Annotated in this window: 27 protein-coding genes; 12 read left to right on the forward strand and 15 right to left on the reverse strand. The window is 64.7% G+C overall.

Features of this window, described 5'->3' with window-relative positions; all coding sequences use genetic code 11:
* The 4 genes from ACV22V_RS03515 to ACV22V_RS03530 form a co-directional block, all read left to right on the forward strand.
* Positions 1-197, forward strand: a 197-nt coding sequence (locus ACV22V_RS03515; protein ID WP_448013021.1) for a hypothetical protein, incomplete at its 5' end; no start/stop codon positions are given.
* Between the two features lie 17 nt (positions 198-214).
* Positions 215-619, forward strand: a complete 405-nt coding sequence (gene cueR / locus ACV22V_RS03520; RefSeq protein WP_059701975.1) for a Cu(I)-responsive transcriptional regulator — start codon at positions 215-217, stop codon at positions 617-619.
* A 215-nt stretch (positions 620-834) separates the two neighbouring features.
* Entirely contained in the window at positions 835-981 is a 147-nt protein-coding gene (locus tag ACV22V_RS03525) for a DUF3563 family protein (RefSeq protein WP_006478295.1), read from the forward strand.
* A gap of 145 nt (positions 982-1,126) precedes the next feature.
* Positions 1,127-1,462, forward strand: a complete 336-nt coding sequence (locus tag ACV22V_RS03530; RefSeq protein WP_448013023.1) for a hypothetical protein — start codon at positions 1,127-1,129, stop codon at positions 1,460-1,462.
* Between the two features lie 15 nt (positions 1,463-1,477).
* On the opposite strand, the gene ACV22V_RS03535 is transcribed toward ACV22V_RS03530, so the two are convergent.
* Together ACV22V_RS03535 and ACV22V_RS03540 are read right to left on the reverse strand one after the other, a co-directional pair.
* On the reverse strand, positions 1,478-2,323 hold the full coding sequence (locus ACV22V_RS03535; protein ID WP_059692400.1) for a 23S rRNA (adenine(2030)-N(6))-methyltransferase RlmJ: 846 nt from the start codon (positions 2,321-2,323) through the stop codon (positions 1,478-1,480).
* 111 nt (positions 2,324-2,434) lie between these two features.
* Positions 2,435-3,406, reverse strand: a complete 972-nt coding sequence (locus ACV22V_RS03540) for a potassium channel beta subunit family protein (RefSeq protein ID WP_059530621.1) — start codon at positions 3,404-3,406, stop codon at positions 2,435-2,437.
* A gap of 163 nt (positions 3,407-3,569) precedes the next feature.
* Between ACV22V_RS03540 and ACV22V_RS03545 the strand changes: the two genes are divergently transcribed.
* Positions 3,570-4,358: a 3-hydroxybutyrate dehydrogenase gene (locus tag ACV22V_RS03545; protein WP_107938115.1), complete on the forward strand. Its 789-nt coding sequence runs from the start codon at positions 3,570-3,572 to the stop codon at positions 4,356-4,358.
* A gap of 144 nt (positions 4,359-4,502) precedes the next feature.
* Here ACV22V_RS03545 and ACV22V_RS03550 read toward each other — a convergent pair whose 3' ends face one another.
* Positions 4,503-5,702 carry an amino acid aminotransferase gene (locus ACV22V_RS03550; protein WP_059535557.1) on the reverse strand — a complete coding sequence of 400 codons (1,200 nt, stop codon included), beginning with the start codon at positions 5,700-5,702 and terminating at the stop codon, positions 4,503-4,505.
* Between the two features lie 250 nt (positions 5,703-5,952).
* On the opposite strand from ACV22V_RS03550, the gene uvrB reads away from it, so the two are divergent.
* The 5 genes from uvrB to ACV22V_RS03575 all read left to right on the forward strand — a co-directional run bounded on the left by uvrB (position 5,953) and on the right by ACV22V_RS03575 (position 11,497).
* Positions 5,953-8,043: an excinuclease ABC subunit UvrB gene (gene uvrB / locus ACV22V_RS03555; RefSeq protein ID WP_059535554.1), complete on the forward strand. Its 2,091-nt coding sequence runs from the start codon at positions 5,953-5,955 to the stop codon at positions 8,041-8,043.
* 219 nt (positions 8,044-8,262) lie between these two features.
* Positions 8,263-8,814 carry an iron transporter gene (locus ACV22V_RS03560; protein ID WP_057929472.1) on the forward strand — a complete coding sequence of 184 codons (552 nt, stop codon included), beginning with the start codon at positions 8,263-8,265 and terminating at the stop codon, positions 8,812-8,814.
* A gap of 55 nt (positions 8,815-8,869) precedes the next feature.
* Positions 8,870-9,202, forward strand: a complete 333-nt coding sequence (locus tag ACV22V_RS03565) for a cupredoxin domain-containing protein (RefSeq protein ID WP_006760846.1) — start codon at positions 8,870-8,872, stop codon at positions 9,200-9,202.
* A gap of 58 nt (positions 9,203-9,260) precedes the next feature.
* Positions 9,261-10,103 (forward strand): FTR1 family iron permease, encoded by an 843-nt coding sequence (locus tag ACV22V_RS03570; protein ID WP_059535552.1) that lies wholly within the window; start codon positions 9,261-9,263, stop codon positions 10,101-10,103.
* The gene (locus ACV22V_RS03575; RefSeq protein WP_059690425.1) at positions 10,100-11,497 is read left to right on the forward strand and encodes a 4Fe-4S binding protein; all 1,398 of its coding nucleotides are present in this window, start codon (positions 10,100-10,102) and stop codon (positions 11,495-11,497) included. Before ACV22V_RS03570 ends, ACV22V_RS03575 begins: the two co-directional genes overlap by 4 nt.
* A 328-nt stretch (positions 11,498-11,825) precedes the next feature.
* Here the strand turns inward: ACV22V_RS03575 and hemP are convergent, their stop codons facing one another.
* The 3 genes from hemP to ACV22V_RS03590 form a co-directional block, all read right to left on the reverse strand.
* Positions 11,826-12,071 (reverse strand): hemin uptake protein HemP, encoded by a 246-nt coding sequence (hemP, locus tag ACV22V_RS03580; RefSeq protein WP_059820944.1) that lies wholly within the window; start codon positions 12,069-12,071, stop codon positions 11,826-11,828.
* A gap of 139 nt (positions 12,072-12,210) precedes the next feature.
* Complete coding sequence (locus tag ACV22V_RS03585; protein ID WP_059535558.1) at positions 12,211-12,693, reverse strand: SRPBCC family protein; 483 nt, start codon at positions 12,691-12,693, stop codon at positions 12,211-12,213.
* A 99-nt stretch (positions 12,694-12,792) separates the two neighbouring features.
* Positions 12,793-13,665 carry a pirin family protein gene (locus ACV22V_RS03590; RefSeq protein WP_059535547.1) on the reverse strand — a complete coding sequence of 291 codons (873 nt, stop codon included), beginning with the start codon at positions 13,663-13,665 and terminating at the stop codon, positions 12,793-12,795.
* Positions 13,666-13,787: 122 nt separating this feature from the next.
* Between ACV22V_RS03590 and ACV22V_RS03595 the strand changes: the two genes are divergently transcribed.
* Positions 13,788-14,765 carry a LysR family transcriptional regulator gene (locus ACV22V_RS03595; RefSeq protein ID WP_059690423.1) on the forward strand — a complete coding sequence of 326 codons (978 nt, stop codon included), beginning with the start codon at positions 13,788-13,790 and terminating at the stop codon, positions 14,763-14,765.
* A 393-nt stretch (positions 14,766-15,158) separates the two neighbouring features.
* Here the strand turns inward: ACV22V_RS03595 and ACV22V_RS03600 are convergent, their stop codons facing one another.
* The 9 genes from ACV22V_RS03600 to ACV22V_RS03640 form a co-directional block, all read right to left on the reverse strand.
* Entirely contained in the window at positions 15,159-15,587 is a 429-nt protein-coding gene (locus tag ACV22V_RS03600; protein ID WP_006754473.1) for an ExbD/TolR family protein, read from the reverse strand.
* Between the two features lie 13 nt (positions 15,588-15,600).
* The gene (locus ACV22V_RS03605) at positions 15,601-16,332 is read right to left on the reverse strand and encodes a MotA/TolQ/ExbB proton channel family protein (RefSeq protein ID WP_059449473.1); all 732 of its coding nucleotides are present in this window, start codon (positions 16,330-16,332) and stop codon (positions 15,601-15,603) included.
* A gap of 34 nt (positions 16,333-16,366) precedes the next feature.
* Positions 16,367-17,098 carry an energy transducer TonB gene (locus ACV22V_RS03610; protein ID WP_223962579.1) on the reverse strand — a complete coding sequence of 244 codons (732 nt, stop codon included), beginning with the start codon at positions 17,096-17,098 and terminating at the stop codon, positions 16,367-16,369.
* A gap of 217 nt (positions 17,099-17,315) precedes the next feature.
* Entirely contained in the window at positions 17,316-17,552 is a 237-nt protein-coding gene (locus ACV22V_RS03615; protein WP_059702732.1) for a (2Fe-2S)-binding protein, read from the reverse strand.
* A 149-nt stretch (positions 17,553-17,701) separates the two neighbouring features.
* Positions 17,702-18,565, reverse strand: a complete 864-nt coding sequence (gene murI, locus ACV22V_RS03620; protein WP_448013028.1) for a glutamate racemase — start codon at positions 18,563-18,565, stop codon at positions 17,702-17,704.
* A 46-nt stretch (positions 18,566-18,611) separates the two neighbouring features.
* Entirely contained in the window at positions 18,612-19,088 is a 477-nt protein-coding gene (gene bfr / locus ACV22V_RS03625; protein ID WP_059535536.1) for a bacterioferritin, read from the reverse strand.
* A 191-nt stretch (positions 19,089-19,279) separates the two neighbouring features.
* A complete protein-coding gene (locus ACV22V_RS03630) occupies positions 19,280-20,803 on the reverse strand; it encodes a fumarate hydratase (protein WP_006478316.1) in 1,524 nt (507 codons plus the stop codon).
* 34 nt (positions 20,804-20,837) lie between these two features.
* A complete protein-coding gene (locus ACV22V_RS03635; RefSeq protein WP_448013030.1) occupies positions 20,838-21,443 on the reverse strand; it encodes a TIGR00645 family protein in 606 nt (201 codons plus the stop codon).
* A gap of 113 nt (positions 21,444-21,556) precedes the next feature.
* Positions 21,557-22,474 (reverse strand): DMT family transporter, encoded by a 918-nt coding sequence (locus ACV22V_RS03640; RefSeq protein ID WP_448013031.1) that lies wholly within the window; start codon positions 22,472-22,474, stop codon positions 21,557-21,559.
* Between the two features lie 315 nt (positions 22,475-22,789).
* On the opposite strand from ACV22V_RS03640, the gene acs reads away from it, so the two are divergent.
* Complete coding sequence (gene acs / locus ACV22V_RS03645; protein WP_448013033.1) at positions 22,790-24,772, forward strand: acetate--CoA ligase; 1,983 nt, start codon at positions 22,790-22,792, stop codon at positions 24,770-24,772.
* Positions 24,773-24,817: the final 45 nt, after the last annotated feature.

The following is a 24,817-nucleotide window of genomic DNA, read 5'->3' on the forward strand; positions in this document are numbered from 1 at the left end:
GACAAGGCGGGGGTTTTTGCATTGGGGCGGCGGAAATGCGAGTGCAGGCAATCGAACCTCTCCGTTTGCTGCCCAAGCGCGTCGCCGGAATCCTCCGCTTGTCACCGCCGCGCCGGAACGAAATCTCGCGATTTGATACGATCGAAGTGTCGTCGACGGCTGCTTGCCTCGACGTTCATGTTCGAACCAGTGCTTGATGGAGAGAGGGCAGGGAATGAATATCGGCGACGCGTCGCGCGAATCCGGCGTCAGCGCAAAAATGATCCGGTACTACGAACAGGTTGGTCTTCTTGCGCCCAGCAAGCGTAGCGACGCCGGATACCGGATCTACGGTTCGGACGAAGTCCATATCCTGCGCTTCATCCGCCAGGCGCGGCGGCTCGGTTTTCTCGTCGAGGATATCCGCAAGCTGCTGATGCTCTGGCAGGACCGCACCCGCGCCAGCGTCGAAGTGAAGTCGATCGCCCTCGGACACGTGGCCGAACTCGACAAACGCATCGCGGAATTGAGCGATATGCGCAATACGCTCGCCGATCTCGCCGCGCACTGCCATGGTGACGAACGACCTGAATGCCCGATCTTGGCGCGCCTGGCCGAACCGATCAGTGAACCAGATTAGTGCATGCCCTCCAGGTCGAAAAGAGGCCTCGACTCGATATTCATAAAAATCAATGAGTTAAAGCGGATGCTTCACAAGCCATTCCGAAATGGAATGGCTTCCATGCAAGCATTTCACTAGCATCTTGGTGCGGCATCGCTATAATTCGGGATAACCCTATACGGGAAATCCCTGAATCTCGATTCGCCAGGGGTCCCCCTTCCTTGGAGAACATCATGATCGCCTACATCGTTGAAAAGCTGAGCAACTGGTTCGAATCCGCAGAACGTGAGCGCCGTGAGGCATACCTCGCCACGTCGTCGGACATCGTCCAGCTCGAGAGCCGCATCCGCTCGCTCGAAACCAACGGCTACTCGCTGTAATCAGAGTCACCGTCAGGTGCCGCGTGGCACCGAACGAAAAGCAAGCCCCGTGTTGACGGGGCTTTGTTTTTTGTGCGCTTGATCTGGCGAAATCGTCGGCGCAGCGCTATGGTATGGGCCTGTTTTTAACCGGAAGAATACGACCATGCGCTTGCGTCTCGATGTGCGTCACGTTTCTCGCGTGCGTCTCGTTCTGGGGGCTGTCGTGCTCGCTCACGGCGTGGCGGCCGGGGCGGCGGCGACGTCCAAGCCGCTGATTCTCGATACACAACGTGGGATCCAGGATGGCAAGGGCGGCCTGGTGTTGCAATCGGCTCCGTTATCGTCCGAGCCGATCGTGGAGCCCGCAGGCATGCGCGCGCCGGCCGGGCAGGGGGCGAATTCATCGATCCCGCTGTTTGTCGCGCCGTATATCAATGTGCCCGGCTGGGGCGTGTCGCCAGCCGATCAGCAGAGACCCACGCCCAGACCGCAGCCATAACGGCAAGACGTCCGCTCAGTTCCCGCGGTGCTCGATCTGGCACCGCGCGCCACTATCCTGTCCCAGGCGTTCGACGAGATAGGGCAGCGCTTCGTTCATACTCTGCGCGAGGGTGTACGGCGGATTCAGGATGAACATCCCGCTGCCGTAAAGGCCCAGGCCGTCTGCCGGCGGATTCGATACCGTCAGCGTGAGGTGCAGCCAGTTGTTCGGTTGCAGGCGCTTGAGCTGCTCCGGAAAACGCTGCGACTCCACCCGCGCAACCTGCGGATACCAGATCGCGTAACAGCCGGTCGCGAAACGCTTCAGGCATTCCGTTACGCAAGTCACCGTGCGCGCGTAGTCCTTCTTGTCCTCATAGGATGGATCGATCAGCACCAACGCGCGTCGCGGCGGCGGCGGCAGCAGCGCCTTGATGCCCTCGAAGCCGTCACCGGCGAAAATCATTGCACGGCGCCCCGCATCGCGGAAGTTGTGACGCAGCACGTCGATTTCCGTCGTATGCATTTCGAACAGGCGCATCCGGTCCTGCTCGCGCATCGATCGCCATGCGAGATACGGCGAGCCCGGATAGTAGCGAAGCTCGCCGTCGTCGTTCAGCGCGCGCACCTCGTCGACGTAATCACCGAGCGCCTCGGGCAGGTTCTTTTCGTTCCATAGCGGCCCAATGCCGGTGTCGAATTCCCCCGTCTTGGCGGCATATCCGTCGCGCAGTGAATACACGCCGGCGCCGGCGTGCGTGTCGATGTACCAGTACGACTTGTCTTTCTTGTTCAGGTAGCGCAGCAGTTGGACGACGACGGCGTGCTTGAGCACGTCCGCGTGGTTGCCTGCATGAAAACCGTGACGATAACTGAGCATGGCGGGCTGCCTGAAACGAAGGATGAATCGATGAAAACGGACGATTGCGCGTGGCCGTCGGGCCGCGCGCCAATGCGGCCGCGTATTGTACGCGAGTGGGCGTGAGTCGCCTTACTCGAATGCGTCGCCGACGACCTCCTCGATACGTTGCTTGACCTCCGGCGTCAGCTTCGCGGCGACGTCGAGCGCGCGCATGTTGTCGCCGATCTGCTCGATCCGCGACGCGCCCGTAATGACAGAGCTCACGCGCGGATTCGCGAGTATCCATGCGATCGACAGTTGGGCGGTGCTGCAGCCGAATTCGGCCGCGATCGCGCCGAGCCGTTCGACCACGTCGTTGCTGGCCGAATCCGTCAGCCGGGCGCGGAGCCAGTCGTAGCCCGGCAGTTGCGCGCGGCTACCCGGCGGTACCCCGTTCCGGTACTTGCCGGTGAGCAGCCCCGATGCCAGCGGGCTCCAGGTCGTCAGGCCGAGACCGTAGTCTTCATAGAGCCGCGCGTATTCCTGCTCGACCCGGATACGATGGAAGAGGTTGTACTGTGGCTGCTCGACGACCGGCTTGTGCAAATGGTGCCGCTCGGCAATTTCGTACGCGGCGCGAATCTCGTCGGCGCTCCACTCGGACGTGCCCCAGTACAGCGCCTTGCCGCGTACGATCATGTCGCTCATCGCCCAGACGGTCTCCTCGATCGGCGTGTTCGGATCGGGGCGATGGCAGTACACGAGGTCGACATAGTCGAGCTGCAGCCGGCGCAGCGAGCCGTCGATCGCGTTCAGCAGATATTTCCGGTTCAGCGTGTGGTATTGGTTCGGCGCTTCCGTGAGTCCCCAGAAGAACTTGGTGGACACGAGGTAGCTGATGCGCGGCCAGCCGAGCGACTTGAGCGCCTGGCCCATGATTTCCTCGGATTTGCCGCCCGCATAGACCTCGGCGTTGTCGAAGAAATTGACGCCCGCATCGCGGGCCGCCGCAAGGCATTCACGGGCAACCCGCTGGTCGACCTGGTTGCCGTAGGTGACCCACGAGCCGAGCGAAAGCGCGCTGATCTGCAGGCCGGAGCGGCCTAGTCGTCGATAGTGCATGGGCGTCTCCCGCGACTCGGAACCGACCTTAAGCTTAGACGTTTTGCGCGCGAACGGCGGGGCCGATCGTGCACAATAGCGGCTGACCTGCCTGCACGACCGCGCGACGAAGGCGGATGCAGCGGGGCGCGCTTTTTCGATCCGATAACGGAAGGAGACGGACATGGCAGCAGATCTGAGCGGCAAGACCGCAGTCGTCACGGGCGCCGCAAGCGGCATCGGCAAGGAAATCGCACTGGAGCTCGCGAAGGCGGGCGCCGCGGTCGCGATCGCCGACCTGAACCAGGACGGCGCAAACGCGGTTGCCGACGAGATCAACAAGGCAGGCGGCAAGGCGATCGGCGTCGCGATGGACGTGACCAGCGAGGAAGCGGTCAACAGCGGCATCGACAAGGTGGCCGAAACGTTCGGCTCGGTCGACATCCTCGTGTCGAACGCGGGCATCCAGATCGTCAACCCGATCGAGAACTACTCGTTCGCCGACTGGAAGAAGATGCAGGCGATCCACGTCGACGGTGCGTTCCTGACGACCAAGGCCGCGCTCAAGCACATGTACAAGGACGATCGCGGCGGCGTCGTGATCTACATGGGCTCGGTGCACTCGCACGAGGCGTCGCCGCTGAAGTCGGCGTACGTGACGGCCAAGCATGGGCTGCTCGGCTTGGCACGCGTGCTGGCGAAGGAAGGCGCGAAGCACAACGTGCGCTCGCACGTCGTGTGTCCGGGCTTCGTGCGCACGCCGCTGGTCGACAAGCAGATTCCGGAGCAGGCGAAGGAGCTCGGGATCAGCGAAGAGGAAGTGGTGAAGAAGGTGATGCTCGGCAACACGGTCGACGGCGTGTTCACGACGGTGCAGGACGTCGCGCAGACGGTGCTGTTCCTGTCGGCGTTCCCGAGCGCCGCGCTCACGGGCCAGTCGGTCGTCGTCAGCCACGGCTGGTTCATGCAGTAACGGTAACGGTCTTCTTCGGTACGGGCGGCCGCGCCGCTCGTGCTGCAGGGAGCATTCGCCGGCAGTGAAGCGGCATAAAAAAACGCGCTCCTTGGAGCGCGTTTTTTGTTTCGGCAGGGCGGGCGGCTGCCCGCCGACGCCGGCTTACTTCAGGACCGCCGCGACCGCATTGGCGACCGCATCGAGGTTGCGCGTGTTCAGCGCCGCAACGCAGATCCGGCCGGTGCCGACCGCGTAGATGCCGAACTCTTCGCGCAGGCGATCGACTTGCGCCGAGGTCAGGCCCGAATACGAGAACATCCCGCGCTGCGCGTTGATGAAGCTGAAGTCGCGATCGACGCCGCTCGCCTTCAGGCGCTCGACGAGGCCGTTGCGCATCGCGCGGATGCGATCGCGCATTTCGCCGAGTTCCTGCACCCACGAAGCGTGCAGTTCCGGCGACGCGAGCACGGCCGCGACGACGGCGCCGCCATGGGTCGGCGGGTTCGAGTAGTTCGTGCGGATCACGCGCTTCAGTTGCGACAGCACGCGCGTCGCTTCTTCCTTGCTCGACGTGATGATCGACAGCGCGCCGACGCGCTCGCCGTACAGCGAGAACGACTTCGAGAACGACGACGACACGAACGCATTCAGGTCGGCAGCGGCAAACAGACGCACCGCGGCAGCATCGGCCTCGATGTTCTCGCCGAAGCCCTGGTAGGCCATGTCGAGGAACGGCACGAGGTTGCGTGCCTTGACGACCTCGACGACCTGCTGCCATTGCGCTTCGGTCAGGTCGACGCCGGTCGGGTTGTGGCAGCATGCGTGCAGCACGACGATCGTGCCCGCCGCATAGCCGTTCAGCGCCGACAGCATGCCTTCGAAGTTCACGCCGTTGGTGGCGGCGTCGTAGTACGGGTATGCGACGACTTCGAAGCCGGCCGCTTCGAACAGTGCGCGGTGGTTTTCCCAGCTCGGATCGCTGATCGCGACCTTCGCGTTCGGGTTCACGGTGCGCAGGAAATCGGCGCCGATCTTCAGTGCGCCCGTGCCGCCCAGTGCTTGCGCCGTGACCACGCGGCCCGCGGCGATCAGCGGCGAATCGTTGCCGAGCAGCAGCTTCTGCACCGCTGCGTCGTACGCGGCGATCCCGTCGATCGGCAGGTAGCCGCGCGGCAGGCCGGCGTCGACGCGCGCCTTTTCCGCTTCGCGAACGGCGCGCAGCAGCGGAATCTTGCCTTCTTCGTTCGTGTACACACCGACGCCGAGGTTGACCTTGGTCGGACGCGTGTCGGCGTTGAAGGCTTCGTTCAGGCCCAGGATCGGGTCGCGGGGAGCAAGCTGGACAGCGGAGAAGAGCGACATGATGATTCGGCAGTAGTGAAAAGAGGGTCAGGCTTTCAGCCGGCGGGGCGGGCGCAGCGGACCGCGCGCCAACGGGCACGGCGCCGGAAAGCGCAGCAGCCTGACATTGTAGCGAATTCACGCTGCCGAAGGCGGCGATCGCACGGCGAATTGCGATTTCGGGCGGTTGTCGCACGTCAGGAGCCGTCAGCGGTTCGCAACGCCGCGAAGCGCTAGAATAGTTTTTTTGCCCTCGCTCCGGCCGCACTCCATGTCCGAACATCACGCCGAAGTCGGCGACGCGCTCGACGAATCGAAATTCGTGACCTTCGAAGGGTCGCCGTTCCAGTTGTACCAACCGTATCCGCCCGCAGGCGACCAGCCGACCGCGATCGAAACGCTCGTCGAAGGTGTCGGCGACGGCCTCGCATTCCAGACGCTGCTCGGCGTGACCGGTTCGGGCAAGACCTTCACGATGGCCAACACGATCGCGCGGCTCGGCCGCCCGGCAATCGTGTTCGCGCCGAACAAGACGCTCGCGGCGCAGCTCTACTCGGAATTCCGCGAGTTCTTCCCGCGCAACGCGGTCGAGTACTTCGTGTCGTACTACGACTATTACCAGCCGGAAGCGTACGTGCCGCAGCGCGACCTGTTCATCGAGAAGGATTCGTCGATCAACGAGCACATCGAGCAGATGCGGCTGTCGGCGACGAAGAGCCTGATGGAGCGCCGCGACGTGGTGATCGTCGCGACGGTGTCGGCGATCTACGGTATCGGCAACCCGTCCGAATATCACCAGATGATCCTGACGCTGCGCACCGGCGACAAGCTCGGCCAGCGCGACGTGATCGCGCGGCTGATCGCGATGCAGTACTCGCGCAACGAACAGGACTTCCAGCGCGGCACGTTCCGCGTGCGCGGCGACACGATCGACATCTTCCCGGCCGAGCACGCGGAGTTGGCCGTGCGCGTCGAGCTGTTCGACGACGAAGTCGAGACGCTGCAGCTGTTCGACCCGCTGACCGGGCGCGTGCGCCAGAAAATCCCGCGCTTCACCGTGTATCCGTCGTCGCACTACGTGACGCCGCGCGACACCGTGATGCGGGCGGTCGAGACGATCAAGGACGAATTGCGCGAGCGCCTCGAGTTCTTCCACCGCGACGGCAAGCTCGTCGAGGCGCAGCGCCTCGAGCAGCGCACGCGCTTCGATCTCGAGATGCTGCAGGAGCTCGGCTTCTGCAAGGGCATCGAGAACTACTCGCGGCACTTCTCGGGCGCCGCGCCCGGCGAGCCGCCGCCGACGCTCGTCGACTACCTGCCGCCCGACGCGCTGATGCTGCTCGACGAATCGCACGTGCTGATCGGCCAGTTGAACGGCATGTACAACGGCGACCGCGCGCGCAAGGAAAACCTCGTCAACTATGGCTTCCGGCTGCCGTCGGCGCTGGACAACCGGCCGCTCAAGTTCCCGGAGTTCGAACGCAAGATGCGCCAGGTGGTGTTCGTGTCGGCGACGCCGGCCGACTACGAGCAGCGCGTGACGGGGCAGGTCGCCGAGCAGGTGGTGCGGCCGACCGGGCTCGTCGATCCGGAAATCGAAGTGCGCCCGGCAAGCTCGCAGGTCGACGACGTGCTGACCGAAATCAACGCGCGCGTGAACGCCGGCGAGCGCGTGCTGATCACCGTGCTGACGAAGCGGATGGCCGAGCAGCTCACCGAGTTCCTGGCCGACCACGGCGTCAAGGTCCGCTACCTGCACAGCGACATCGACACGGTGGAGCGGGTCGAGATCATCCGCGACCTGCGGCTCGGCACGTTCGACGTGCTGGTCGGGATCAACCTGCTGCGCGAAGGCCTCGACATTCCGGAGGTGTCGCTCGTCGCGATTCTCGACGCGGACAAGGAAGGCTTCCTGCGCGCCGAGCGCTCGCTGATCCAGACGATCGGCCGCGCGGCGCGCAACGTGAACGGCAAGGCGATCCTCTATGCCGACAACATGACCGAGTCGATGAAGCGCGCGATCGGCGAGACCGAGCGGCGTCGCGCGAAGCAGATCGCGCACAACGAGAAGATGGGGATCACGCCGCGCGGCGTCGTGAAGCGCATCAAGGACATCATCGACGGCGTGTACAACGCCGACGACGCGCGCGCCGAGCTGAAGGAAGCACAGCAGCGCGCGAAGTTCGAGGACATGTCGGAAAAGCAGATCGCGAAAGAGATCAAGCGTCTCGAGAAGCAGATGGCCGACTACGCGAAGAACCTCGAGTTCGAAAAAGCCGCGGCCACGCGCGACCAGCTTGCGCTGCTGCGTGAGCGCGTGTTCGGCGCGAACGTGGGCGACCACGTCAACGGCGTCCGGTAAATCTTTCCAAACGTCACTGAAATCTTCCGGTAACACCGTTGTAAGCCTTGTCGGATCAGGGGTTTACACGGTGTCTCGTTTGTTCCGAAGCCGGTTCGGTGCTAAACTCCACAAGTATTGAGAATAGTTCGCATTAACGTTATTCGTTGCGTTAGTGTTTCCAGCACGCGGTTCTGATGGACGGCGCGCAAGTCACCAGACAAATAACAAGGAGTGTCCATGTTGGGTTCTTCGTTCATCCGCACGTCGGTTGCGGTAGCGGCGGCGCTTGCCGCGATGTCGGCTTCGGCGGCCGAATATCCGATCGGCAAGCAGCAGATCCAGGGCGGCATGGAAATCGGCGCGGTGTACCTGCAGCCGATCACGATGGATCCGGAAGGGATGATGCGCAAGGCGTCGGATTCCGATATCCACCTTGAGGCGGACATCCACGCGGTCAAGAACAACCCGACGGGTTTCGCGGAAGGCGACTGGATGCCTTACCTGCAGGTCACGTACAAGCTGACGAAGCAGGGCGACACGAAGTGGAAGGCCGAAGGCGACCTGATGGGCATGGTCGCGAGCGACGGCCCGCACTATGGCGACAACGTGAAGCTGGCCGGCCCGGGCAAGTATCACCTGACGATGACCGTCAAGCCGCCGATGCAGTCGGGCCACATGGCGTTCGGCCGTCACGTCGACAAGGAAACGGGCGTGGGCGCATGGTTCAAGCCCATCACCCTCGAATACGACTTCCCGTTCGCCGGCATCGGCAAGAAGGGCGGGTACTGATTGGTGGCATCACGGACGGCGCGCTTCGGCGCGCCGTCGGCGCAGAGAACCCAGAATGAAATTTCCCCAGAAAATCGTCGCCGCAGCCGCCGCGCTGTGGCTCGCCGGCGCGGCGCATGCCGCCGATCTGCCGACGTTCAAGCTCGAAATGACGGACGGCAAGCTGAACCCCGCCCGCATCGAAGTGCCGGCCGGCCAGCGCTTCAAGATCGAGATCAGGAATACCGGCAAGGGCGCCGCCGAATTCGAGAGCGTGCAGTTGCGCAAGGAGAAGGTGCTCGCGCCGGGCGCCGATTCATTCGTGGTCGTCGCCCCGCTGTCGCCGGGCGAATACAAGTTTTTCGACGATTTCCACCAGCAGGCGCAGGGCGTGATCGTCGCGAAGTAATGCGTTTTATCTGCGTGCGGGCGTACGCGTGTCTTGCCCCGCGCGTCAGGAGGATTCAATGGGTCAGATCTTGTTCATCGTGTGGCGGGAGAGCGTCGAAGCGCTGCTCGTCGTCGGCATCCTCTATGCATGGCTGAAGAACGGCGACGACGACGCGCGCCGCGGCCTGCCGTTTCTGTGGACGGGCGTGGCGGTCGGCCTGCTGATGGCGGTCGGTCTCGGTGCCGCGCTCGTCGGCTTCACCGAAGTGCTGTCCGGCGACGCGCAGGACTATTTCCAGACGGCGATGGTGCTGATCGCGTGCGTGCTGATCGTGCAGATGGTGCTGTGGATGCGCCGGCACGGCCGCACGCTGAAACGTGACATGGAGCAGTCGCTGCAGCAGAGCACGCGCGATTCGAACTGGTGGGGCGTCGCCGTGCTGGTCGCGCTCGCGATCGCTCGCGAAGGCAGCGAGACGGTGATCTTCCTGTACGGCCTCGGTTTCGGTCAGTCGGGGCACGTGGACGCCAGCCAGATGCTCGCGGTCGTGATCGGCCTGGGCCTTGCGTTCCTCACGTTCTATCTGCTGCAGCTCGGCGGCAAGTACTTCTCGTGGCGGCATTTCTTCCGTGTCACCGAAGTGATGCTGCTGTTCCTCGGTGCAGGCCTGTTCCAGACCGGTGTCGACAAGCTGATCGACAAGGAAATCCTGCCGCTCGGCATTTCGCAGGTGTGGGATACGTCGTCGATTCTCGACGACTCCGGCACGTTCGGTTCGCTCGTCGCGACGCTGACGGGCTACCGCGCGCACCCGGCGCTGACCAACCTGATCGCCTATGCGGTGTACTGGGCGGTGGTCTGGCTGCTGATGAAGCGCGCGAGCCGTCGTCCGGTCGTCCCTGCAGGTCGCGCGGCATGAGTGTTGTTGCCGCAGCCAAGCCGGGCTGGCTCGCGCAGGCCGGTCAGTGGATGCAGCGCCACGGCGCGGTGATCCGCGGCATCCAGTGGGTCGTCGTCGCCGTCTACGCGTTCCTGATCATCGTGCCCGCGGTATTGCCGCTGCCGGACGATTCCGCGCATTTGTGGAGCAATCTCACGCTGATCGCGCAGTTCGTGTTCTGGGGCATCTGGTGGCCGTTCGTGCTGCTGTCGATGGTGATGCTCGGCCGCGTCTGGTGCGGCGTGCTGTGCCCGGAAGGCGCGCTGACCGAATATGCGAGCAAGTTCGGCCGCGGCGGCGCGATTCCGCGCTGGATGCGGTGGGGCGGTTGGCCGTTCGTCGCATTCGGGCTCACGACGATCTACGGGCAGATGGTGAGCGTGTACCAGTACCCGCTCGCGGTGCTGTTCGTGCTCGGCGGCTCGACCGTCGGCGCGATCGTGATCGGCGTGCTGTACGGCCGCGAGAAGCGCGTGTGGTGCAAGTACCTGTGCCCGGTCAACGGTGTGTTCGGGCTGCTCGCGCGGCTCGCGCCGATGCGCTACAAGGTCGATGAGGATGCCTGGCGTCGCTCGTACAAGAACGGGGAGCACGGGCATCGCGTGATTCCGATCAATTGCGCGCCGCTCGTGCCGTTGCGCAACATGAAGGGCGCCGCCGCATGCCATATGTGCGGCCGTTGCAGCGGGCACCGCGACGCAATCGCGCTGTCGTGGCGCTCGCCGTCCGACGAGGTCGTGAGCCTCGGCGCGCAGCAGGCGAATCCGTGGGACACGGCGCTGATCCTGTACGGCCTGCTCGGCGTCGCGATCGGGGCGTTCCACTGGACCGTCAGCCCATGGTTCGTGCAGATCAAGCAATGGCTCGCGGGCTGGCTCATCGATCGCGACATCACGTGGCCGCTCGAGACGAATGCACCGTGGTTCCTGCTCACGCACTATCCCGATCGCAACGACGTGTTCTCGTGGCTCGACGGCGGGCTGATCGTCAGCTACATCGTTGGCACGGGGCTCGTGTATGGCACCGCGCTGCTCGTGCTGCTGGCCGGTGCGACGCTGATGCTCGGCCGTTTCGACCGCGTGCGTCTCCATCATCTCGCACAGGCGCTGATCCCGATCGCGGGAGCCGGTGTATTCCTCGGGCTGTCGGCGACGACGCTGTCGCTGCTGCGGGCCGAGCACGTGCCGCTCGGCTGGGCGACCGACGTTCGCATCGCGATTCTGGTCGGCGCGAACGCATGGAGCGCCTGGCTCGCATGGAAGGTGACGGGGCGCTATGCGGCGTGGCCGCGTCGCCTGGCGGCATTCGCGTGGTTCGCGGCAGGCCTGGCCGTGGTCGACAGCGCATGGTGGTTGATGTTCTGGGGTTTCTGACGCGGTCTTGACGGCCTTGTGGCCGGGTTCCGGAGCAGCAGGCGAGCGTATTTCGCTGTCGGGCTCCGGAACCCGCCGAAGCTGAAGCTGAAGTGCCGACAGCCGCGATGTCTTTCTCTTTGCATCCAGACGCACCAACAAAAAAGCGACACGTCGAAGGACGTGTCGCTTTTTTTCTTCCTTGTGCGAGAACCAAAAAAGTGGCTTGGCTTGCTGCAACGGCTGCTTGAGTGTGTTTGCACGAAGGGGTCTAGATCTCGCGTGCAAGCCGTTACGCTGGCTACTGCCCAACACCTCTCAGGGAGGTGGTCCCCACAATACTCTGTCGTTACTTCGTCAGGATCAGTTTGCCGAGCCGCGTGGCACGCAACTGATAGGTCTCTCCGTTATGCGCGATGCTGATGTGGCTGTGGCCTTGCAGCAGCGCATCGCTGCTGAGGGTCCGGGTGCCGGCATCGCGGCTGCCGGCAGGTTTCGCCGGCGTCGTGACCGCTGCCGTCTTCTGACGATTGGCACTTGCGGTGCCGGTCGTGCGGCGCAAGCTCAGCGTGGTCGGGCGCGTGGTGTCGGTCATTCGGTTGATCGGTGACTGTCGATACGATGGAATGAATTCTAAATGATAACTATTCCCATTTACAAAAACTCTTTATCGATCGGTATGACAAATTCGATAGCTTGAATCAAAGGGGGCGGCCCGCAGGCCGCCGCCGACGTCAGTGGAGCGGGTCGGGGTCCTTGCGTCCCTGTGCGTATTCGCGGATCAGGCGCACCGTGTCGATGTCCGACGTGCGATACGCTTCCTTGACGATGCCGTGCGTCTGGCGTGCTTCCTCGCTGTCGTCCGTCACGGTCAGCGTCGTGTGGTACTCGAAGCGCAGGAACAACTCGTGGTCGTCGCGTTCCTCGATCGTCATCGTCAGCGAGCCGCCGATTTCGCCGCCGGCCGCATGGATGTCGTAGCGTACTTGCTGGTTCGGGGTGAACGTCACGCGGTCGCGCACGGTTGCATGCCCGTAGTGCAGCTCGCGTTCGAGCGTGGTGTCCGTCCGTTCATGGACGACACAGCTGTCGAGGCCGATCACGAACAGCTGCGGCTGTTCGGCACGCAGCACGAGGCCTTCCCAGAGCTGGTCGCGGGTGAGGGACGGCACGGCCGGATCGTCGGAGTTGATCTGGATCAGATGTTCGAAGTTCAAGGGGACGGGTTCCTTCTGGTGGCGGGCGGCCACATGGTTCAAGAAGTTATTGTGACGCAAAACGCGCGGTTTCGCGGCCCCTGCGGCCCCGTTCGGGCGTCATGCGTCGATGCAGCCCATGCGGCCGGTCTGGTAGTCGACGACGGCCTGCCGGATCTCTTCCTCGGTATTCATCACGAACGGGCCATAGCGGACGATCGGCTCGTTGAGCGGCACGCCACCGATCAGCAGCAGCTCGAGCGGCGTATCGCCGGCCTCGAACGTCACCGCGTCGCCATCGTCACCGTAGACGATCATCTGCCGTGCGTCGACTTGCTGCCTGTCGGGCCCGTAGCGGCCGGCTCCGTCGAGCGGATAGGCGAATACGCGATAACCTGCCGGCACCGGCTGGGTGACCGTTGCGCCCGGTTGCAGCGTGAAATGCTGGTAGAGGATCGGCGTGCGTGTCTCGATTGCCGCGCGCACCCCGAACGCTTCGCCGGCGATCACGCGGACCTGCGCCCGCCCGTCGGGCGACGTCGCGGTCGGGATGCGGGCGGCCGGGATCTCCTGGTAGCGCGGTGCGATCAGCTTGTCGCGCCGCGGCAGGTTGACCCACAGTTGAAAGCCGTGCGAACGTCCGCCAGCCTGTGCGAACGCGGGATCCGGCATTTCGCTGTGCACGACGCCCGCGCCGGCCGTCATCCACTGCACGTCGCCGGGGCCGAGCGTGCCGGCATGGCCGGCCGAGTCGCGATGACGAAAGCGCCCGTCGAGCACATAGGTGACGGTCTCGAAGCCGCGATGCGGATGGTCGGGCGCACCCTTGGCTTCGCCAGGGGCATAGTCGACGGGGCCCATTTCGTCGAGCAGCAGGAACGGATCGAAATCCATCAACAGCCGGGTCGGGAACGGGCGGTGAACCACGAAGCCGCCGCCTTCGGTCGTGCGAAGCGCGGGGTACGTGCGGTCAAGCGAGCGAGCGGTCGTCATGCAGAAGCCCTCGGTATCATCGGAATAGCGTCATTTTTGAAACATAGCGCTATTATATTGGGCGTTTTACGGTCCGATTTGCGGCGGTTCGCAATGGATTGTTCTGAAATTGGAACGATGACATGAACATCGATGCACACAACCTGAACGACCTCATGTACTTTTCGCAGGTCGTCGAACACGGCGGTTTCTCGGCTGCGGAACGCGTGCTCGGTATCTCGAAATCGCGCCTGTCGCGGCGCCTGACCGAACTCGAGGCGGCGCTCGGCGTGCGCCTGCTGCAGCGCTCGACGCGCAAGCTCGCGCTGACCGAGGCGGGGGAGCTGTTCTACCAGCATTGCCAGGCGATGCTCGCCGAAGCCCAGGCCGCGATGAACGCCGTGCAGCAGTTGCGCGCATCGCCGCGCGGCTCGGTGCGCGTGAGCGTCCCGGTGACGTTGTCGCAGACGATGCTGTCGCGCATCCTCCCCGAATTCCTCCACCGCTATCCCGAGGTGAAGGTGCACATCCGTGTGACGAATCGCGTGATCGACCTGTTCGAGGATTCGGTCGACGTTGCGTTGCGCGTGCGCTCGGAGCCGCCGCAGAACGCGAACATCGTCGTGCGGCCGCTGTGGCGGACCGAGCAGATGCTGGTCGGCGCGCCGAGCCTGCTGAACCAGAATGCGCCGCCGCTCGTGCCGGACGATCTGGCGCACTTCGAGACGCTCGATACGCCGAGCGTCGACGGACGGCACGTGTTCAACCTGATCGCGCCGGACGGCACGCGGCATTTGCACGAGCACGATCCGCGGCTCGTGACGGCCGATCTGATGACGATCCGCGAGGCCGTGCTCGACGGCCTTGGCATCGCGGCGCTTCCCGAGATGATGTACGGCAATGCGTTGCGTGCGGGGCAGTTGTCGCCGGTGATGCCCGGCTGGACGCTGCCGGTGCCGCAACTCTATGCGGTGTTCGTGTCGCGGCAGGGCATGCCGCCCGCGGTGCGCGCGTTCGTCGACTACCTGGTCGAGAAGCTCGACCACGGCGAATACAAGCAGCCGGGGTGCCCTGAGCGCGCGAAGCAGGACGCGGCGGCGGCCGATGCTTCGGCCACCTGAATGCAAGATGCGCGTCGTGGCAAATTTGTTTTGTCATTGAAGCGCCGCCGGCAATCGCAAGTTTCAATCGCCGGGACCTTGAATGCATACGCGGGCAGGCCTATATTGAAATCCCATTTCGCGAAGGAAGTTCTGAGCGGAATCAGGTGGCCGCATATGTTGCGAGCCAGATAGGGCAGAACGCGCAGTCCGTGAAGACCACGGTAGCCGCATTTGCGTTGCTCGAGGCGCAACCGATACCGCCGAAGAGCCCGCCGCCCGAAGGCGCCCGCGTGCGCATGAAAAAAGGCCTTCATCTGGCGATGAAGGCCTTTTACTTTGTGCGCGGCCGGCGAGGTGCGGCCGGCTGGGCGCGGCCGGCGAGGCGCGCCCGGCGAGACAACCGCGCGTGCGTTACTTCGCCTTCGCAGTCGGCTCCGTCACGAAGCCGAGCTTCGTCAGGCCGCCGGCCTGCGCATCGGACATCACTTCGGCCACACGCTCATACGCAACCTTGCGGTCGGCACGCAGGTGCAACTCCGGTTGCGGCTGATGCTGTGCCGCTTCCGCGATGTGCGCCTGCAACTGCTCGCGCGTGACCGTCTGGTCGTTCCACAGGATCGTGCCGTTGCCCTGGATCGCGACGTCGACCGTCTGCGGTTTTTCGTCGACGGGCTGGCTGCTCGCGTGCGGCAGGTCGATCTTCACCGCGTGCTGCATCGCCGGGATCGTCACGAGGAAAATGATCAGGAGTACGAGCATGACGTCGACGAGCGGCGTCATGTTGATCTCGCTCATCACGCCATCGTCGTCGTCATCGCTGAAGCCGGTGTTCATTGCCATGGTTCACCCCGTCTCAGCTGGCGCGCGAAGCAAGGCGCAGGCCGTCGCGGGCCGACGACGACGCGAGGCGCGCACCCGTCACGAAGTATGCGTGCAGGCCGTGCGCGAAGCGGCGCAGCTTGCTGACGACACCCTTGTTCGCACGGGTCAGTGCGTTGTAGCCGAGCACTGCGGGAATCGCGACGAACAGGCCGAAGGCCGTCATGATCAGCGACTCGCCGACCGGGCCCGCGACCTGGTCGATCGACGTCTGGCCGGTTGCGCCGATCGCGAGCAGCGCGTGGTAGATGCCCCAGACCGTGCCGAACAGGCCGACGAACGGCGCCGTGCTGCCGATCGACGCGAGGATCGCGAGACCGGCCTGCATGCGCGAGATGCCTTCGTCCATCGTGTCCTTCAGGCAGCGCGTGACCCAGTCCGACACGTCCATGCGGTCGTGCAGGTGCGGTTGCGTCTGATGGTGGTGATCGGCGGCTTCCTTGCCGGACAGCGCGAGCGCGAGGAACGGGTTGTCACTGGGCGTCGATGCGGCGAGACCGAGCTTCTTGATGCCGTCGTCGAAATCGTCCGAATGCCAGAATGCCTGTTCGGCATTCTTCGTGAGACGGTTCAGGCGAACCACGTTCCAGCCCTTGACGATGATCACGATCCACGACAGGACCGACATCACGAGCAGCGTGATCGCGATGGCGCGCGTGACGAAATCACCTTGCGCCCAGACGTGCGCGATACCGTAGCTTTGCATTTTTGTTTCCTTTGAATCTTTCGAATGAGGCGGGTTAATCGTCGAGCGTGAAGTTGAAGGGCAGCGTATGGGCGGCGCGGATCGCTTGCCCGTTCTCGAGGTATGGCGGGCAGGTGCTGGCGCGTGTCGCATCCAGCGCTGCCTCGTCGAGGCGCGGGTAGCCGCTGCTCTTTTGCAACTCGACACTTTCGATCTTGCCCGTCAAGCCGATGACGAAGTGAACATAGGCCGTGCCCGTTTCGCCGCGGCGACGCGACATCGACGGATAGGTGGGCTTTACGAAACTGCACTTGAGCGCCGATACGTTCTTCGGCGCGCTGACTTGCATCGTCTCACGGGCCGGACCGGGCGTGGCCGCCGGCGCGGCGGGGGCGGCAGCGGGGGCGGTGGGCGCGGGTGACGGATCGGCTGCCGGGGCGGGCGTCGGAGACGGCGATTGTGCGACCGGCTGAGGCGTCGGCTTGACTGCTTTCTGTACCGGTTTCGGTTCGACCTTCGGCTTGACGCGCGGCGTGGGCTTCGGTGGCGCGGGTTGCGCAACCGATTCGACCGCGACCGGCTGAGCGGCCGGCGCGGGCGGGATCAACTGCGCGGTGATCGACTGGACTTCGACCGCCTTCGGCGGCGGCGCGTTGCGATGGAGCCACGCGGCCGTCAGCATGATCGCATGTGCGGCAAGCACACCGACCGCGACGGTGATGACCCGGGGATTCATACGTGGGGCAGCCGGCAGGACGCCGGCAGGAGCGGATTGCGAAGCCTGCATGTTAGCTTGAAAGAACGACGTCGCACCCGGGGCGCGGCGGGTGAATCGGTGTTACTTGCGGAAGATCAGCAGCGAGATGCACACGGTGGTCACAAATCCGATCAGCAATTCCATGTCAGGCTCCTTGGCAGGTAAGCCGCTGGCTCGCGCGGAAGGTGGCTTGCTGACGGTCGGACATCAAATGCGGCCGCAGCCGCACGGGTACGCTCGGCGCCGCTCAGGCGGCCTTGCGGTCGTAGAACGTCACCGGAATCGGATGAGCGTGATGCTCGACACCGCACCGGCTCGCGCAGACGCCTTGCTCGGCCATGAGGTCGCGGACGGACTCCTCGCACTTGCCGCAGCAGGTGGCCACGCCGAGCTCGAACTGGAGTTCATCGAAAGAACTCAGGCCCTCGGCGAGGGACGCGCGAATCTTGCGGTCGGAAACAGACTTGCACACGCAGACGATCATGATGAGTTGCGATAGCTAACGTTAATGCGAATTATTATCATTAAATTTGCGGACGTTGACAAGCCTGGTTCGGCTTTTTTTAAGGTCATCGGACCCTTGAACCGGGAAGCGGAGCGGGAGAGGGCGAACCGGCGGCGTGCCGGCCCGCGTCAGACGGTCGCGCAGGCGCGCGCGTTCGGAGAGGAAATGGTGACGGATTCGACCGGCGCGTCGATGCCGAGCAGCGACGATGCGAGGGCGCGCAGTTGCAGGCCGTCGCTCGTCGAGCAGAAGCGTGGCGGCGCGGCATGCGTGCCGGCCGGCGCGCGCAGGCCGCGTTCGTCGAGCACCCGCGTGAGTTGCCGGGCGATGGCATCGCTCGTATCGACGATCGTCAGGCGGTCGCCGACAAGGTCACGGATCGTTTCCGTGAAGAACGGGTAGTGCGTGCAGCCGAGCACCAGCGTATCGGCGCCGTCGTCGAGCATCGGCTGCAGGTAACGCGCGAGCAGCGCGCGCAACGCGGGTGAGTTCGTGTCGCCGCGTTCGATCGCTTCGACGAGCCCGTGGCCGGGCTGGCAGATGAAGCGGCGGCCGGCGCCGTAGCGGTCGAGCAGTGCCTGAAAGCGCGGGCTGTTCAGCGTCGATTGCGTGGCGAGCACGCCCGCGACGCCGGTCGCGGACAGCACGGCGGCCGGCTTGATGCCCGGCTCGACACCGACGAGCGGTATCGACAGGCGCTCGCGGATGGCCGCGATCGCGCGCGCCGTTGCGGTGTTGCACGCGATCACGAGCGCCTTCGCGCCTTCGCGGGCGAGCCACTCGCCGATGGCCAGCGTGCGCTCCGTAATGAATGCCTCGTCGCGTGGACCATACGGTGCATGGTGCGAATCGGCGACATAGACGAACGACTCGCCGGGCAGGTGCGCGCGCACGGCACGCAGCACCGACAGGCCGCCGAGCCCCGAATCGAAGATGCCGACGGGGGCGGCGGGGCGGACCGCGGAAGCGGCTGGCGGGTTCGTCGTCGTCATGCGGAAGGCGAGGTGGCGATCGTGGCTAGTGTGGCGGGCGTGGCGATTACTCGGGCGAACCCATCATCGTCTGCTGGTAGTTCTGCAGGCCGACCTTGCCGATCAGGTCGATCTGCGTTTCCAGCCAGTCGATGTGCTCTTCGGTGTCGTCGAGGATCTTTTCGAAGATCTCGCGCGACACGTAGTCACGTACCGATTCGCAGTAAGCGATCGCTTCCTTGCACGTGGACTGCGAGATCTGCTCGAGCTTCAGGTCGCACTTCAGGATCTCTTCGGTTTCCTCGCCAATCAGCAGCTTGTGCAGGTCCTGCAGGTTCGGCAGGCCGTCGAGCATGAACACGCGCTCGATCAGCCAGTCGGCATGCTTCATTTCGCCGATCGATTCGTCGTATTCGTGCTTGCCGAGTTTTTCGAGGCCCCAGTGCTTGTACATGCGCGCATGCAGGAAGTATTGGTTGATCGCCGTGAGTTCGTTCTTCAGTTGGGCGTTCAGGTATTCGATGACTTTCTTGTCGCCTTGCATGGCTGTTCCTTGTTCAGTGGGGCTTCAGAAACCGAACGATAATCGCTCGAACGGGAAAAGCCAAGCCTCGAAGCCTTGTCGGGCCTGCCTTTTGCGTGTAATGAGAATCGGCCCCGGATTGCGGGCCGCGCGCGATAACGAGAATGAGAAGTAAAAAGGCCGGACATCCGTCCGGCCTTTCGTGAGCGCGCTTAAGCGGTTGCGACCGGGATCTTGCCGATCTTCGCCTGCCACTCCTTCGGACCGGTCTGGTGCACCGACGTGCCCGACGAATCGACCGCCACCGTCACCGGCATGTCCTGCACGTCGAACTCGTAGATCGCTTCCATGCCGAGGTCTTCGAATGCGAGCACCTTCGCGCCGCGGATCGCCTTCGACACGAGGTAAGCCGCACCGCCGACCGCCATCAGATACGCCGCCTTGTGCTTCTTGATCGCGTCGATCGCGACCGGGCCGCGCTCGGCCTTGCCGACCATCGAGATCAGGCCCGTCTGGGCGAGCATCGTCTCGGTGAACTTGTCCATCCGCGTGGCCGTCGTCGGGCCTGCCGGGCCGACCACTTCGTCACGCACCGGATCGACCGGGCCGACGTAGTAGATCACGCGGTTCGTGAAGTCTACCGGCAGCTTCTCGCCCTTCGCGAGCATGTCGGCGATGCGCTTGTGCGCGGCGTCGCGGCCCGTGAGCATCTTGCCCGACAGCAGCAGCGTCTGGCCCGGCGTCCAGCTCGCGACTTCTTCCGGCGTCAGCGTGTTCAGGTCGACGCGCTTGCTCGTTTCCGTGTTCGGTTCCCACTGGACCTTCGGCCACGCGTCGAGCGACGGCGCCTCGAGCTTCGCGGGGCCCGAGCCGTCGAGCACGAAGTGCGCGTGGCGCGTGGCCGCGCAGTTCGGGATCAGTGCGACCGGCTTCGACGCCGCGTGCGTCGGTGCGGCCATGATCTTCACGTCGAGCACGGTTGCGAGGCCGCCGAGGCCCTGCGCGCCGATGCCGAGCGCGTTGACCTTCTCGTGCAGCTCGACGCGCAGTTCCTCGACCCAGTCCTTCGGGCCGCGCGCGATGATTTCCTGGATGTCGATCGGCTCCATCAGCGATTCCTTCGCCATCAGCATCGCCTTTTCGGCTGTGCCGCCGATGCCGATCCCGAGCATGCCCGGCGGGCACCAGCCCGCGCCCATCGTCGGGACCGTCTTCAGCACCCAGTCGACGATCGAGTCGGACGGGTTCAGCATCACGAACTTCGACTTGTTCTCCGAGCCGCCGCCCTTCGCCGCGACCTGCACGTCGACCTTGTCGCCCGGCACGATCTCGTAGTGGATCACGGCCGGCGTGTTGTCCTTCGTGTTCTTGCGGGCGCCTTCCGGCGGATTGACGATCGATGCGCGCAGCACGTTGTCCGGGTGCGTGTAACCGCGGCGCACGCCTTCGTTGATCATGTCGGTGAGACCCATCGTCGCGCCGTCCCAGCGCACGTCCATGCCGACCTTCACGAAGATCGTGACGATGCCGGTGTCCTGGCAGATCGGGCGCTTGCCTTCCGCGCACATGCGGCTGTTCGTGAGGATCTGCGCGATCGCGTCCTTCGCGGCCGGGCTCTCTTCCAGCTCGTACGCGCGGCCGAGGGCCTGGATGTAGTCGAGCGGGTGGTAGTAGCTGATGTACTGCAGCGAATCCGCGATGCTCTGGATCAGGTCTTCCTGTTTGATGACGGTCATGGCTGAGACTCTGTGAGGACTGAGGGGAATACGTTTATGCGTTGGCGGCGACTTTGACCGATTCGCGGGACACGGCCGGGGTGGGCGCATGCGTCTCGTGGAAATGGGCCGGGTGCGTGTGGGTCGTCAGGCGGTCGACCCACGCCATCACGAGCGCCGACACGAGGAACGACACGTGGATGATCACCTGCCACATGATCGCGTGCGTCGTGTGCTGGTCGGGGTTGATGAAGGTCTTCAGCAGGTGGATCGACGAAATGCTGATCAGCGCCATCGACAGCTTGACCTTCAGCACGCCCGCGTTCACGTGGTCGAGCCACTCGGGCTCGTCGGGGTGGCCCTCGATGCCGAGGCGCGACACGAACGTCTCGTAGCCGCCGACGATCACCATGATCAGCAGGTTCGAGATCATCACGACGTCGATCAGGCCGAGCACTGCGAGCATCACGCTGATCTCGTCCAGGCTCGTCGCGTGCGACAGCAGGTGCCAGACTTCCTTCAGGAACAGGAACACATAGATGGCCTGCGCGACGATCAGGCCCAGATAAAGCGGAACCTGGAGCCAGCGGCTCATGAAGATCAGCGCGGGCAGCGGGCGCAGGGGACGACGGGTGGAGCCGGGCGAATGCGGGGCAGACATGGTGGAGGGTCGGGCGCTGGGCGCAGGTATCGGGGGTAATCTTGAAAAGGCGCGCTATTGTAACGCGTCGGCCGGCGCGACTGCAGCGACGCGCCGGGGTTGCCGGGGACGGATCAGGACGCCGCGGCTGCCACGCGCTTCACGCGCAGGCTCGCGAGCACGATGCCGGTGACGACGCAGGCGAGCGCAATGCCGTGCGCGAGCGTCGGGCGTTCGCCGAGAAACGCGATGCCGTACGCGGCGGCCGCGACCGGCAGCACCGCGCTGAACACGCCGGCGAGGCTGCCCGGCACGTGCCGGATACCTTTCATCCACAGCCAGAACGAGAAGATGCTGGCCGACAGCCCGTACCAGACGACGAGCGCCCACGTACCGGCCGGCACGCTCGCGTAATCGAAATGCCACAACGCCGTCGCGCCGAGCGGCAGCATCAGGCACAGGCCGAACAGATGCGTGTATGCGCAGATGTCGATCGGCGCGAGTGTCTGCGTGAGCCGGCGCGACAGGATCACGTAGATCGATTCGCAGCACACGGCGCCGAGGATCAGCAGGTTGCCGGTCAGCGAGCCGGCCGAGGTGCCGCCGGCGCCGTGCGCGGACGCGCTGCCTGCGCTGCCGTTGGCGAGGTTGATCGTCACGACGCCGGCGATCGCGAGTGCGATCGACACGAGCGCACGGCCGTTCGGTTTTTCACGCAGGATCAGCCACGCGAACAGCGCGACGATCGCCGGGATGGTGCTCGTGATCACGCCGGCCGCGACTGCGCTCGTGCGCTGCACGCCATTGAGCATCAGCAGCGTAAACATGAAGGTACCGAAGAACGCCTGCAGGAACAGGTTCAGCCATTCCGCGCGCCGGACGGCACGCATCTTCACCGGGCTGAACAGCGGCCACAGCACGGCGATCGCGATCACGAAGCGCAGCGTGGCGAGGATGGCGACCGGGACGAAGACGACGATGGATTTGCCGATACCGACGTTGCTGCCGACAAACAGCATCGACAGGATGAGGAAGAGGGCGTAGCGATTCAAGCTGGAATCCGGGAGGCGAGTTCAGTTAGGATTGTAGGGTCGCGGTTGTAACAGCGTAAAGCAGACCGCAAGGCGCCGCCGCGCGGCGTGCGAAACGGCGGTGTCGCGTAAGTGACGGGTAAGTTCGAGCGCTTATCGTGGATATCGCCGGGCCGTACATCCACCGTCTTGTGACGTGGTGCGGCGCAGCATCGCGCGCAGCCTTCGGGCCGCGCGCGGGTGAGTGGGAGACAGCGGCGCGCAAGCGCCGGCCAAGACGCGGCGCGCACGATCGCGCCGCCATGCAGAGGATTCATGTTCACCAAGGGGTAGTCGATGTCTGCGATTGAATCGGTTCTTCACGAAACCCGTCAGTTTGTGCCGCCCGAGGCGCTCGAGAAGGCGGCGACCATTTCCGGCATGCCGGCCTACCGCGCGCTGGCCGCCGAAGCCGAGCAGGATTACGAAGGCTTCTGGGCGCGTCTCGCGCGCGAAGGCCTCAGCTGGCACAAGCCGTTCACCAAGGTGCTCGACGAGCGCAATGCGCCGTTCTACAAGTGGTTCGACGACGGCGAACTCAACGCGTCGTACAACTGCCTCGACCGTCACGTCGAAGCCGGCAACGGCGAACGCGTCGCGGTGATCTTCGAAGCCGACGACGGCACCGTTACGCGCGTCACCTATGCCGACCTGCTCGCTCGCGTGTCGCGCTTCGCGAATGCGCTGAAGAAACGCGGAATCGGCAAGGGCGATCGCGTCGTCATCTACATTCCGATGTCGATCGAAGGCATCGTCGCGATGCAGGCCTGCGCGCGCATCGGCGCCACGCACTCGGTCGTGTTCGGCGGTTTCTCCGCGAAATCGCTGAACGAGCGGCTCGTCGACGTCGGCGCGGTCGCGCTCATCACCGCCGACGAGCAGGCGCGCGGCGGCAAGACGCTGCCGCTCAAGAGCATCGCCGACGAGGCGCTCGCGATGGGCGGCTGCGAAGCCGTCAAGAGCGTGATCGTCTATCGCCGCACCGGCGGCAAGATCGACTGGCATGCCGGGCGCGACCTGTGGATGCACGAGATCGCCGACGGCGAATCCGATACGTGCGCACCCGAATGGGTCGGCGCCGAGCATCCGCTGTTCATCCTGTATACGTCGGGCTCGACCGGCAAGCCGAAGGGCGTGCAGCACAGCACCGGCGGCTATTTGCTGTGGGCCGCGCAGACGATGAAGTGGACCTTCGACTGGAAGCCCACCGACGTGTTCTGGTGCACGGCCGACATCGGCTGGGTCACGGGCCACACGTACATCACCTACGGCCCGCTCGCGTGCGGCGGCACGCAGGTCGTGTTCGAAGGCGTGCCGACGTATCCGGACGCCGGCCGCTTCTGGAAGATGATCAACGATCACAAGGTCACGGTGTTCTACACCGCGCCGACCGCGATCCGCTCGCTGATCAAGGCCGCCGAGGCCGACGACAAGGTCCATCCGAAGAGTTACGACCTGTCTAGCCTGCGCATCATCGGCACGGTCGGCGAACCGATCAATCCGGAAGCGTGGATGTGGTACCACAAGCACGTCGGCCAGGAACGCTGCCCGATCGTCGACACGTGGTGGCAGACCGAAACCGGCGGCCACATGATCACGCCGCTGCCGGGCGCGACGCCGACGGTGCCGGGTTCGTGCACGCTGCCGCTGCCGGGCATCATGGCCGCGGTGGTCGACGAGACGGGGCAGGACGTACCGAACGGGCAAGGCGGCATTCTCGTCGTCAAGCGTCCGTGGCCGGCGATGATCCGCACGATCTGGGGCGACCCGGAGCGTTTCAAGAAGAGTTACTACCCGGAAGAACTCGGCGGCACGCTCTACCTCGCCGGCGACGGCACGGTGCGCGACAAGGACACCGGCTACTTCACGATCATGGGCCGCATCGACGACGTGCTGAACGTGTCGGGCCACCGGCTCGGGACGATGGAGATCGAGTCGGCGCTGGTTTCGCACGAGCTGGTTGCGGAAGCGGCGGTGGTCGGCCGCCCGGACGACACGACGGGCGAGGCGGTGGTCGCGTTCGTGGTGCTGAAGCGTTCGCGTCCGGAGGGCGAGGAAGCGGCGGCGCTCGCGAAAACGCTGCGCGACTGGGTCGGCAAGCAGATCGGGCCGATCGCGAAGCCGAAGGACATCCGCTTCGGCGACAACCTGCCGAAGACGCGCTCGGGCAAGATCATGCGGCGCCTGTTGCGCTCGCTCGCCAAGGGCGAGGCGATCACGCAGGACACGTCCACGCTCGAGAACCCGGCGATCCTCGAGCAGCTCGCCGAAGTGCGCTGACCGCGCCTGTTGCGCACGTTGCGCGCACGAGCCCCTGCGCGGCAA

This window comes from Burkholderia sp. AW33-5, from assembly GCF_053427615.1.

Coding starts and splice junctions, on each gene's coding strand:
- ACV22V_RS03635 (WP_448013030.1), bottom strand. CDS start 21,443: ATGTCTGCCCCGCATTCGCCCGGCTCCACCCGTCGTCCCCTGCGCCCG.
- ACV22V_RS03525 (WP_006478295.1), top strand. CDS start 835: ATGATCGCCTACATCGTTGAAAAGCTGAGCAACTGGTTCGAATCCGCA.
- hemP (WP_059820944.1), bottom strand. CDS start 12,071: ATGACCGACACCACGCGCCCGACCACGCTGAGCTTGCGCCGCACGACC.
- ACV22V_RS03605 (WP_059449473.1), bottom strand. CDS start 16,332: ATGCAAAGCTACGGTATCGCGCACGTCTGGGCGCAAGGTGATTTCGTC.
- acs (WP_448013033.1), top strand. CDS start 22,790: ATGTCTGCGATTGAATCGGTTCTTCACGAAACCCGTCAGTTTGTGCCG.
- ACV22V_RS03550 (WP_059535557.1), bottom strand. CDS start 5,702: ATGTCGCTCTTCTCCGCTGTCCAGCTTGCTCCCCGCGACCCGATCCTG.
- ACV22V_RS03540 (WP_059530621.1), bottom strand. CDS start 3,406: ATGCACTATCGACGACTAGGCCGCTCCGGCCTGCAGATCAGCGCGCTT.
- ACV22V_RS03600 (WP_006754473.1), bottom strand. CDS start 15,587: ATGGCAATGAACACCGGCTTCAGCGATGACGACGACGATGGCGTGATG.
- ACV22V_RS03565 (WP_006760846.1), top strand. CDS start 8,870: ATGAAATTTCCCCAGAAAATCGTCGCCGCAGCCGCCGCGCTGTGGCTC.
- ACV22V_RS03535 (WP_059692400.1), bottom strand. CDS start 2,323: ATGCTCAGTTATCGTCACGGTTTTCATGCAGGCAACCACGCGGACGTG.
- ACV22V_RS03630 (WP_006478316.1), bottom strand. CDS start 20,803: ATGACCGTCATCAAACAGGAAGACCTGATCCAGAGCATCGCGGATTCG.
- uvrB (WP_059535554.1), top strand. CDS start 5,953: ATGTCCGAACATCACGCCGAAGTCGGCGACGCGCTCGACGAATCGAAA.
- ACV22V_RS03545 (WP_107938115.1), top strand. CDS start 3,570: ATGGCAGCAGATCTGAGCGGCAAGACCGCAGTCGTCACGGGCGCCGCA.
- bfr (WP_059535536.1), bottom strand. CDS start 19,088: ATGCAAGGCGACAAGAAAGTCATCGAATACCTGAACGCCCAACTGAAG.
- cueR (WP_059701975.1), top strand. CDS start 215: ATGAATATCGGCGACGCGTCGCGCGAATCCGGCGTCAGCGCAAAAATG.
- ACV22V_RS03615 (WP_059702732.1), bottom strand. CDS start 17,552: ATGATCGTCTGCGTGTGCAAGTCTGTTTCCGACCGCAAGATTCGCGCG.
- ACV22V_RS03590 (WP_059535547.1), bottom strand. CDS start 13,665: ATGACGACCGCTCGCTCGCTTGACCGCACGTACCCCGCGCTTCGCACG.
- ACV22V_RS03570 (WP_059535552.1), top strand. CDS start 9,261: ATGGGTCAGATCTTGTTCATCGTGTGGCGGGAGAGCGTCGAAGCGCTG.
- ACV22V_RS03610 (WP_223962579.1), bottom strand. CDS start 17,098: ATGCAGGCTTCGCAATCCGCTCCTGCCGGCGTCCTGCCGGCTGCCCCA.
- ACV22V_RS03560 (WP_057929472.1), top strand. CDS start 8,263: ATGTTGGGTTCTTCGTTCATCCGCACGTCGGTTGCGGTAGCGGCGGCG.
- ACV22V_RS03595 (WP_059690423.1), top strand. CDS start 13,788: ATGAACATCGATGCACACAACCTGAACGACCTCATGTACTTTTCGCAG.
- ACV22V_RS03530 (WP_448013023.1), top strand. CDS start 1,127: ATGCGCTTGCGTCTCGATGTGCGTCACGTTTCTCGCGTGCGTCTCGTT.
- ACV22V_RS03575 (WP_059690425.1), top strand. CDS start 10,100: ATGAGTGTTGTTGCCGCAGCCAAGCCGGGCTGGCTCGCGCAGGCCGGT.
- murI (WP_448013028.1), bottom strand. CDS start 18,565: ATGACGACGACGAACCCGCCAGCCGCTTCCGCGGTCCGCCCCGCCGCC.